The following is a 9719-nucleotide window of genomic DNA, read 5'->3' on the forward strand; positions in this document are numbered from 1 at the left end:
ACCAACGCACCCCCGCGTTTCATCGGAAACGGCGAGGACAAAGTGAACCACAGGCGGGCGTCGGACATGCGGAGGAGGCGAAGGCGATTCGGACGCGCAATGTAACGGGCCGGATGCGTGCCGCCAAGTTGGCCGGCCGAAATGGAATCGCCGGAGAATGAAACAGAAAGGGCACCAACAACACAAAAACGCGCGGTCGATGGCGCAACGCTCAACGCTGTTCCACCACCGTCGAGACGGAAATGACGTCATTCCCGCGAAAGCGGGAACCGCTCGGCCCGCGAATGCCCGATGCGTACGAGCCACCCGGATGGTGACCATCAATCGATGATGAAGCGTTGCATCGTGACGGTGCGGACGGGTCATGGGGCCCATACGGTACGATCAGACGCTTGCGGCCCATTGGCGTGCTGTTGCACGTGGCCCGGAAATCCAGCACGGCGGTCGGGGGACATCATGGCGAGCATTCATCAATTGAAGCCGGCGTTCCAGGCGCTGCTGCGACCTCTCGTGAACGTGCTCGCGCGCGCCGGCGTGACGGCCAACCAGGTGACGATCGCGGCGGTGGTTCTCGCGTGGGCGGTCGGAGTCGTGATGGTCACGGTCGACGACCGCCGCGTGTTGCTGCTGCTGCCGCTGATGCTTTTCGTCCGCATGGCCCTCAATGCGATCGACGGCATGCTTGCGCGCGAGCATGGTCAGGCGTCGACGCTCGGTGCCGTGCTCAACGAGCTCGGCGACGTGGCTGCGGATGCGGCGATGTTCCTTCCTCTCGCGTTGCGCCCGGAGTTCCCGCCGATCGCACTCGTGCTGTTTGTGGTTCTTGCGGTCGTCGTCGAGATGACCGGAGTGATTGGCGTGCAGATCGGCGCAAGTCGCCGCTACGACGGTCCGTTCGGAAAGAGCGACCGCGCATTCGCCATCGGCGCAATCGGACTGCTGCTTGGTCTCGGAATTTCAGCAGGCGTGTGGCTCACGTGGCTGTTGTGGGCCCTGGTTGCGCTGAGCGTGCTGACCATTGTCAATCGGGCGCGCCGCGCGCTGCTCGAAGTCTCCGCCAAGGCATCGCACGCATGAACATGCACCTGTGGATCCAGCCGAACGTTCTGTGGGTGCTCGGGGCGATCGTCGCGCTGCTGATCGTGGCGTCCGTGGTCGTCGCGGTGATGAGCCATGCAGACACCACCGGACGTCATGCCGAACTTGCGTCGCGCGTTCGCTCGTGGTGGATCCTTGTCGGCGTCTTCGCGGTCGCCATCGCATTCCGCCGCGGCATTGCGATCGTTTTCTTTGCGATGCTCTCGTTCCTCGCGCTGAAGGAATACCTCTCGCTGGTGCCGACGCGCCGCGCCGATCGGCACGTGCTGTTCTGGGTCTACCTGTGCGTGCCGATCCAGTACTACTGGGTGTGGAACCAGTGGTACCACATGTTCCTGATCTTCATTCCGGTGTGGGCATTCCTGTTCATCGCGATGCGCATGGTGCTCCGCGGCGACACGAAGGATTTCCTGCGCGCAGCCGGTACGCTGCACTGGGGCCTGATGACGATGGTGTTCGGACTCAGCCATCTGGCCTACCTGCTGGTGTTGCCCGACGGCAAGGCGGTGCCGGCACACGGTGCGGCGCTGCTGCTGTTCGTTGTGCTGCTGACCGAACTCAATGACGTGCTGCAGTACATCTGGGGACGCTCGATCGGCCGCCGCAAGGCGATCGAGACGGTCAGCCCGAAGAAAACCGTCGAGGGCCTCGTGGGTGGTGCACTGACGACGACCGTGGTGTCGTTCCTTCTCGCCCCGGTGTTGACACCACTGACCCCAACGGACTCGATCGCAGTCGGTTTGATGATCGGCTTTGGAGGATTTCTCGGCGACGTGACCATCTCGGCAGTGAAGCGCGACATCGGCGTGAAGGATTCGGGATCGATGATTCCCGGCCACGGCGGCATCCTCGATCGCATCGACAGTCTGCTGTTCACCGCGCCGCTGTTTTTCCACTTCGTTGCGTTCTTCTACTTCTGAGCGGCGCGCCTCCCGCATCGCCAACGAGCATTCAACCCATGGCGTATCTGTTACGGCTCCTTTTTTACGGCGTCATCGTTCGCACCGTAGTGCTGTTCGTGCTCGGTCTCAACGTGCGTCACCGCGAGCGGTTGCCGGCGAAGGGGCCGGCGATCCTCGCGGCGAACCACAACAGCCACCTCGATGCGATGGCGATGATCAGCCTGCTGCCGCTGCACCTGTTGCCCAAAGTGCGGCCGGTCGCCGCGGCCGACTATTTCCTCAAGAATCGTCTGCTCGCGTGGTTCGCACTGAACGTGATCGGCATCGTCCCACTCAATCGCCAGCGCCAGCATCTGCACGACGATCTTCTCGCGCCGGTTGCGGCCGCACTCGAACGGGGCGAGATCCTGGTGTTCTTCCCCGAAGGATCCCGCGGAAATCCGGAACAGCTCGCAGAGTTCAAGAGTGGGCTTGCACGCATCGCCGAGCGCCGTCCCGACGTGCCCGTGATCCCGGTGTTCACGCACGGGCTCGGCAAGGCGTTACCGAAAGGCGAGTGGATGATCGTGCCGTTCTTCGTCGACATTTTTGTCGGCGCGCCGCTCCACTTCGATGGCGACCGCACCGGATACATGCAGCAATACCGGGATGCGATGGCTGCGCTGGCGCTGGAAGAAAAACACGCAGAGTGGAGCTAGGCGGTAGGGAGGGGCTTACGGCACGGAAGGCTTGACCGCGCGAACGCCCAGTCGTTCGCGATTGCGCAAGCGTTCGACCAGCGCGACAACCCGTCGTCCGAGTTCGCGGTGCGGGCACGTGCCCGCAGGCGTACGCACAGACGGGAACAGCACGCGACCGCCGGATGTCTCGAGAATCTTGAGTGCTTCACGTCCCTCGAACCGCTGGCCGAGGAGCACACCGACCGCACGCCAGTTGAATTCGATGCTCACCGATGCCAGCAGATCGTCCAGCCAGTTCGACGCGGAGGGACCGATGCGCAATTGCAGCCGCTGCACGCGCGTCGCCTGCGGAGTCGGCAACGCGAAAATACTGCCCGTCTCCAACGGAAGACTCTCGACCGCGTGAACCACCCGCATCCGCGCAGATTGGCGCACCAGTGCGAGGACGCGCATCGCGTCGCCAATGCCGGGGTCAAGCACGACGATGACCGCGGCGTCGAAGTCGCGCGGAAACTGGTCGAATACCGCCGGAATGGCATCGACCCCGTCCTGTGCGATTCCTACCACGAGTCCAATCACGAGATCTGCCCTGTACCGATGTGCATCCAAGGAGGTCAGCAGAACACGCGAGCACTGAATGCGGCCTTGTTGAAACCTGAAGCATTCAGGCGTGGCCGATCCCGTTTCGCCCCTCGTCGGCGGCTGTCGTCGTTCGTGCCTCGCGGAGCGCAGCTCGTCGCACCGTCCTTCAGATTCACTGGAACCACCTCCAGGCTGATGGCCGAAACCGCATTGCTTCTCCGCGAAAGCGGTGCGATTGATTCCGGCCAGGGAGGTTCGATGACGATGGATACAGAATGCATGATCAAGTCAGACACGGCGCCTGCGCGCTTGCGATGGCGCGTTGGCAGTTCGACGCAGGCAGCAGACTCAGTATTGAGAATCGCGGCGAGCGCGTGGTTCGTCGTCGCGGTAGCGGGTCAGTTGATGATGGCGATCTTCGTGATCGGCTTTTACGGGCGTGCGGCATTGCAGGGCGATTTCGCCGCGTGGAACAAGGTGCTGACGCACGGGCATGTGCCCGGCGATCCCATTGGCAACGGGGTCCTTTCGCTGCATCTCGCGTTCGTGACCGTGGTGGTGGTCAGCGGTGCGCTGCAGCTCGTTCCGCTCGTCCGCAGGATTGCGCCACGATTTCATCGATGGAACGGGCGCATCTATCTTTCAGGTGCGCTGGTGATGAGCGTCGGCGGCTTGATCATGCTGTGGACGCGGGGAACAGTGGGTGACTTTTCGCAACACGTCGCGATCAGCATCAACGCGCTGCTGATCATCGTGTTTGCGGGTCTGACCCTGCGCCATGCGATCGCGCGACGTTTCGAGGTGCATCGACGCATGGCGTTGCGCCTGTTCCTGGTGATGGGCGGAGTCTGGTTTTTCCGCATCAGCCTGATGCTGTGGATCGCGGTGAACCGTGGGCCTGCGGGATTCGATCCGAAGTCGTTCAGCGGTCCCGCGCTGACGGCCATCGCATTCGGTCAGTATCTTGTCCCGCTCGCGGTGCTGGAGCTTTATTTTCTTGCGCAGCGCGCAGGGGCGGTCGGGCGTTTGACGATGGCCGCGGCGCTCGCTGGTCTGACCGTGCTGACGGCCGCGGGCGTCGGTGCGGCGTCGATGATGCTGTGGTTGCCAAAGCTGTAGGCGGCATTATCGCCCGCTGTGATCTCGCGTTGGTCTTCCTCGAGAGGACTTCTTTCTCCATTGCACAAGTGAAAAAAAACACTGGAATCGTCATGAACACCATCACGCACCACATCTCCCCACGCATGTGGGCCCGCGTCGGCGGATTGCTCTACCTTGCGATCATTGCAATCGGGCTGTTTGGTGAGGCGTCCGTCCGCAGCGGCATGGTGGTTTCGGGGGATGCAACGGCGACAGCGCACAACCTGCTGGCTGACACGATGCTCTGGCGTGTCGGCGTTGCAGCGGAACTCGTGCTGCTGGTCTGCGCGACCGGTCTCGCGCTGGTCGAATACGTGTTGCTGCGGCCCGTCGACCGCCGCTTTGCATTGTTGGCGCTGCTGCTCGGCATGCTGTCGATCGCCGTGGAGGCGATGAGTGCGCTGAGCCTCTCCGCGACGCTGGTTCCGCTTGGCAGCGCCAGCTATCTGAAGGCGTTCGCGCCAGAGCAATTGAACGCGATGGCCTATCTGTCGATCAAGGCGTTCGAAAACGGCTTCGGCGTGAGCCTCATCTTCTTCGGATTCGAATGTCTGGTGACGGGGTACCTGATCTTCAGGTCCGGCTATCTGCCGCCAGTGATCGGCGTCCTGATGCAGATCGCAGGAATCTGCTATCTCGCCAACAGCTTCGCGCTGATTCTCTCGCCTACACTGGCGGACTGGCTGTTCCCGGCGGTGCTGCTGCCGCCGCTCGTGGCGGAGGGGACATTCTGTCTGTGGCTCTTGATCAAGGGCGTTGATCGCGTGAAATGGGAGGCGCGCGAGCGCGAGGACGCAGATTCGGCGTGACGCGGGGCGAAAACCCGCCGCTCGCGTGCGCGACGCCATCATTGCTATCGTCGCGCCATGACCGACGACGCGACCCCACCCGCACCCCGAGGTCTTGAGCGCGTGCTGCAGTGGCGCCGGATGAAGATCGTGCTGGTCCCGTGTGCGCTGTTCGGCCTGTTGCTGGCTCCAGGCTGGCAAGGCTCCCGTGCCGTGCTGTTCGCGCGGCTGCTGATGATCGGACTGGCGGGGCTCCTGGCATTCGGTCTCTTCGAGCGGTGGCCGGTGCGTCTTCCGCGCATGCTCGCGCGCTGGGCGTTGCAGGTGATTGCAGTGGCCATCGCGATGCCGTTCGCTGCCTTCTTCGCCTATTCGGTCACCACGATGGGCCTCGACCCGCCGTGGTACATCGACAAGGATCGCGTCGCCGGTTTCGCGATGATGACGGTGCTGGGCCTTCTGATCGCGCCATGGATGGCGATGTCTGCGCTGATGCGCCAGCGCGACGAAGCGGTGCGCAGCCAGGCGGTTTCGTTCGAACGCGAACGCAGCGAGCTTGAGCGCAAGGCACTGGATGCACGCCTGCGCCTGCTGCAGTCGCAAGTGGAACCGCACTTTCTTTTCAACACGCTGGCGAACGTGCGCGAACTGGTCGATTCTGGGTCACCGCAGGCGTCGACCGTGCTCGACAGCCTGATCGCATACCTGCGTGCTGCGGTGCCCCGCCTGCACGAACCGTCGACCACACTGGGGCAGGAGTTGCAGCTGGTGCGCGCATATCTCGAACTGATGCACCTGCGCATGCCCGACCGGTTGCAGTTCACGTTGCAGGTCGACGATGCCGCACTCCCGCTCGAATGTCCGCCCATCACGCTGTTGACGCTGGTCGAAAACGCGGTGCGCCACGGCATCGATCCGAGCGAGGAGGGCGGACGCATCGACGTCATCGGTCAACTCGTCGGCACACGCTGCCGGCTGCAGGTGCGTGACACCGGCGTCGGCCAGCAATCCGGCGTCGGCGGGCTGGGCACCGGCCTCTCGACGCTGCGCGAACGCCTGCAACTGGTGTTCGGCGACGATGCGCGACTGCGGCTCGATCCGGTGCAGCCCCACGGCGTGTGCGCGGACATCGAATTTCCTGCACGGCCGGTGGCGGCATGACTGCAGCGCGACCCACCGCGCTCATCGCGGACGACGAACCGCTGCTGCGCAGGTCGCTGGTGCGTTTGCTCGGACACGCGTGGCCGGAACTTGCGATCGTCGCGCAGGCGCGCAATGGCCGCGAGGCCGTCGAGCAGTTCGACGCGAATCCCGCCGACATCTGCTTCCTCGACGTTCACATGCCGGGTCTTTCCGGCGTGGAGGCAGCGCGCGGCATCGGTCGACGTGCCCATCTGGTGTTCGTGACGGCGCACAGCGAATACGCGGTGCAGGCATTCGAACAGGGTGCGATCGACTATCTCGTCAAACCGGTCGAAACGGTGCGGCTCGCCGACACCGTGGTGCGCCTGAAGGAACGGCTGCGCCTGGCCCAGCCGGCACCCGATATCGACGCATTGCTGGCGCAGGTGATCACCCGGCTTGACCGCGAGAAGTCCACGCCGCCGCTGCGCTGGATCCACGCTTCGGTCGGATCGACGTTGCGCCTGATCCCGGTGGAGGAGGTCGATTTCCTGCGATCGGACGAGAAATACACGCGGATCGCGTGGCGGGGTGACCGAGGCAACGCCACCGAGGCGCTGATCCGCACGCCGCTGAAAGAGCTCGTCGGCCAGCTGGATCCTGAAACATTCGTGCAGGTGCATCGCGCCGTGGTGGTGAACCTTCGCTGCGTCGATCATGTGGTGCGTGCGGACAATGAAACCGCGCGGATTCATCTGAAGGGGCGCAGCGACATCCTGCCGGTCAGTCGCAGCTACCTGCACCGGTTCCGGCAGATGTAGGCGTCGACTTCTCCATCGCGAACGCCACGCCGCCGCGCACTTTTGCTATCGTCGGGTTTCGCACCGGGTCGTTGACTGCCGTGCGCTGCGGATGGGGCGCCCGATAGGCGACCGGATCCGCAGAGCAGCGTGGCGCGGAATCCGGACAGGCCCCTGTCCATCGTTCGTCCGGTCGCCGGAGTCCGTCTTGTCGATCCACGTCGCATTGAATCATGTCACCCGGTACCGCTACGACCGCAGCGTGCGCCTTGGCCCCCAGGTGGTGCGACTGCGCCCCGCGCCGCACAGCCGCACGCGGATCCTGTCGTATTCGCTTGTCGTGCTGCCGGTCGAGCACTTCATCAACTGGCAGCAGGACCCGCAGGCCAATTACCTCGCACGATTGACGATCCCGGAACCGACGCGCGAGTTCCGCGTCGAGGTCGATCTCGTCGCCGAGATGGCGGTGCTCAATCCATTCGATTTCTTCCTCGAGCCTGGCGCGGAGCAGTTTCCGTTCGCCTATGACGAAACCCTGCGGCGTGAACTGGCGCCATACCTCGAGCAGTTGCTGCCGACCCCGCGATTTGCGACCTATCTGGCGAAGATCGCCCGATCGCCGCGACCGACCGCGGATTTCCTGGTCGAGCTCAACCAGACATTGAGCCAGGACATCCGCTATCTGATCCGCATGGAACCGGGCGTGCAGACGCCCGACTTCACGCTGGAAAGCGCCAGCGGCTCGTGCCGCGACTCGGCATGGCTGCTGGTGCAGATGCTGCGCGGCCTTGGCCTCGCCGCGCGATTCGTGTCGGGCTATCTCATTCAACTGACCGCCGACGTCAAGGCGCTCGACGGTCCGTCGGGTCCGACGCACGACTTCACCGACCTGCACGCGTGGTGCGAGGTGTATTTGCCGGGCGCTGGCTGGATCGGGCTCGATCCGACCTCGGGCTTGCTCGCCGGCGAGGGGCACATCCCGCTCGCCTGTTCGCCGGAACCCGGCTCCGCCGCGCCGATCACCGGCGTCGTCGAGCCGTCGGAAGTCGAGTTCGAGCACACGATGTCGGTCAGCCGCATTTTCGAGACGCCGCGCGTCACGCGTCCGTATCGCGACGACCAGTGGCAGGCGATCGTCGATCTCGGCGATCGCATCGATGCGGATCTGGAACGCCTCGACGTACGTCTGACGATGGGCGGCGAGCCGACGTTCGTTGCGGTCGACGATCCGGAAGGCGCCGAATGGAATACCGCCGCGCTCGGTCCGACCAAGCGCCAGCGAGCCTCGGTCGTGTTCCACGAACTGAAACGCGCGTATGCGCCAAACGGGCTGGTGCATTTCGGGCAGGGCAAGTGGTATCCGGGCGAGCCATTGCCGCGCTGGTCGCTCAACTGCTACTGGCGCGAGGATGGCGTGCCGATCTGGCGCAACCTCGCCCTCATCGCCGACGAGGCGAAGGACAACGCGGCCGACGCGATACGCACCGGCGAATTCCTGCGCGCCGTGGCGACCCGGCTCGGGCTTGATCCCGGGCTGGTGTTTCCGGCATACGAGGACGCGGCGTATTACGCGTGGCGCGAGCGGCAGTTGCCCATCAACGTCGACGTCGCCGATTCGCGCCTCGACGATGCACTCGAACGCGACCGCCTGCGGACGACGTTCAATGCAGGACTCGGCGCGATCGTCGGTCACGGATTGCCGCTGTCGCATCACGACGGCGCGTGGCGTAGCGGTCGATGGTTCCTCCGCGATGGCACTTGCTGGCTCGTTCCGGGCGATTCGCCGCTGGGCTACCGCTTGCCGCTCGCGTCGCAACCGTGGGTCGCAGACATCGACTATCCGTACATCAACGAGGTCGATCCAGCGGTCGCGCGTGCTGGATTGCCGGTCGACGCAGGCGTGTCAATGCATGCGACCGAAGCGAGTCATGAGCGAGTGCCGGAAGCGGGCGAGTCGGCGCACTGGATCACCCGCACCGCGCTGTGCGCGCAAGCGCGCAATGGCACGCTGTACGTGTTCATGCCGCCGCTGGAACGCGCCGAGCACTATCTCGAACTGGTCGCTGCGATCGAAGCCAGTGCATCGGCGGTCGGCACGCCGCTGCTGCTCGAAGGCTATGAGCCGCCACGCGATCCGCGCCTCGGCGTGTTCCGCGTCACGCCTGATCCGGGTGTGATCGAGGTCAACATCCACCCGGCGTCGCGCTGGAGCGAGCTGGTCGATCGCACAACGCACCTGTACGACGTGGCGCATGCCGCGCACCTCACCGCCGAAAAATTCATGATCGACGGTCGGCACACCGGCACCGGTGGTGGCAATCATTTCGTGCTCGGCGGTGCGACGCCCGCGGATTCGCCGTTCCTGCGCCGCCCCGATCTGTTGCGCAGCCTGGTGTCCTACTGGCTCGCGCATCCGTCGCTGTCGTATCTGTTTTCCGGGCTGTTCATCGGCCCGACGTCGCAGGCGCCGCGCATCGACGAGGCGCGCAATGATTCGGTGTACGAACTCGAACTGGCGTTCCGCCAGTTTACACCAGTCGGCACCGACGTCGAGCCGTGGCTGCTCGATCGGCTGTTGCGCAACCTGCTGATCGACGTGACCGGCAA

9 protein-coding genes are annotated in these 9719 nt (G+C 64.4%); 8 read left to right on the forward strand and 1 reads right to left on the reverse strand.

Features of this window, described 5'->3' with window-relative positions; genetic code table 11:
* The first annotated feature begins 456 nt into the window (after positions 1-456).
* Genes ABIV12_RS15220 through ABIV12_RS15230 form a run of 3 tightly spaced genes read left to right on the forward strand, consistent with a single transcriptional unit; the run spans position 457 to position 2698 of the window.
* Positions 457-1077: a CDP-alcohol phosphatidyltransferase family protein gene (locus ABIV12_RS15220; RefSeq protein WP_348060837.1), complete on the forward strand. Its 621-nt coding sequence runs from the start codon at positions 457-459 to the stop codon at positions 1075-1077.
* On the forward strand, positions 1074-2018 hold the full coding sequence (locus ABIV12_RS15225; protein WP_348060839.1) for a phosphatidate cytidylyltransferase: 945 nt from the start codon (positions 1074-1076) through the stop codon (positions 2016-2018). The genes ABIV12_RS15220 and ABIV12_RS15225 overlap by 4 nt, the downstream gene beginning before the upstream one ends.
* A 38-nt stretch (positions 2019-2056) precedes the next feature.
* Positions 2057-2698 carry a lysophospholipid acyltransferase family protein gene (locus ABIV12_RS15230; protein WP_348060841.1) on the forward strand — a complete coding sequence of 214 codons (642 nt, stop codon included), beginning with the start codon at positions 2057-2059 and terminating at the stop codon, positions 2696-2698.
* 15 nt (positions 2699-2713) lie between these two features.
* Here the strand turns inward: ABIV12_RS15230 and ABIV12_RS15235 are convergent, their stop codons facing one another.
* Positions 2714-3247: a chemotaxis protein CheB gene (locus tag ABIV12_RS15235; RefSeq protein WP_348060843.1), complete on the reverse strand. Its 534-nt coding sequence runs from the start codon at positions 3245-3247 to the stop codon at positions 2714-2716.
* A gap of 294 nt (positions 3248-3541) precedes the next feature.
* Here ABIV12_RS15235 and ABIV12_RS15240 point away from each other — a divergent pair, with 294 nt between their 5' ends.
* The 5 genes from ABIV12_RS15240 to ABIV12_RS15260 all read left to right on the forward strand — a co-directional run.
* Positions 3542-4381: a DUF2306 domain-containing protein gene (locus ABIV12_RS15240; protein WP_348060845.1), complete on the forward strand. Its 840-nt coding sequence runs from the start codon at positions 3542-3544 to the stop codon at positions 4379-4381.
* A gap of 92 nt (positions 4382-4473) precedes the next feature.
* Complete coding sequence (locus ABIV12_RS15245; RefSeq protein WP_348060847.1) at positions 4474-5211, forward strand: DUF4386 domain-containing protein; 738 nt, start codon at positions 4474-4476, stop codon at positions 5209-5211.
* Between the two features lie 57 nt (positions 5212-5268).
* Positions 5269-6351: a histidine kinase gene (locus tag ABIV12_RS15250; RefSeq protein WP_348060849.1), complete on the forward strand. Its 1083-nt coding sequence runs from the start codon at positions 5269-5271 to the stop codon at positions 6349-6351.
* Positions 6348-7133: a LytTR family DNA-binding domain-containing protein gene (locus tag ABIV12_RS15255; protein WP_348060851.1), complete on the forward strand. Its 786-nt coding sequence runs from the start codon at positions 6348-6350 to the stop codon at positions 7131-7133. The genes ABIV12_RS15250 and ABIV12_RS15255 overlap by 4 nt, the downstream gene beginning before the upstream one ends.
* Positions 7134-7320: 187 nt before the next feature.
* The coding region (locus tag ABIV12_RS15260) for a transglutaminase family protein (RefSeq protein WP_348060853.1) at positions 7321-9719 on the forward strand (2399 nt) is incomplete at its 3' end.

Origin of the sequence: Dokdonella sp. (assembly GCF_039926425.1) — a bacterium.
GTDB lineage: Bacteria > Pseudomonadota > Gammaproteobacteria > Xanthomonadales > Rhodanobacteraceae > Dokdonella_A.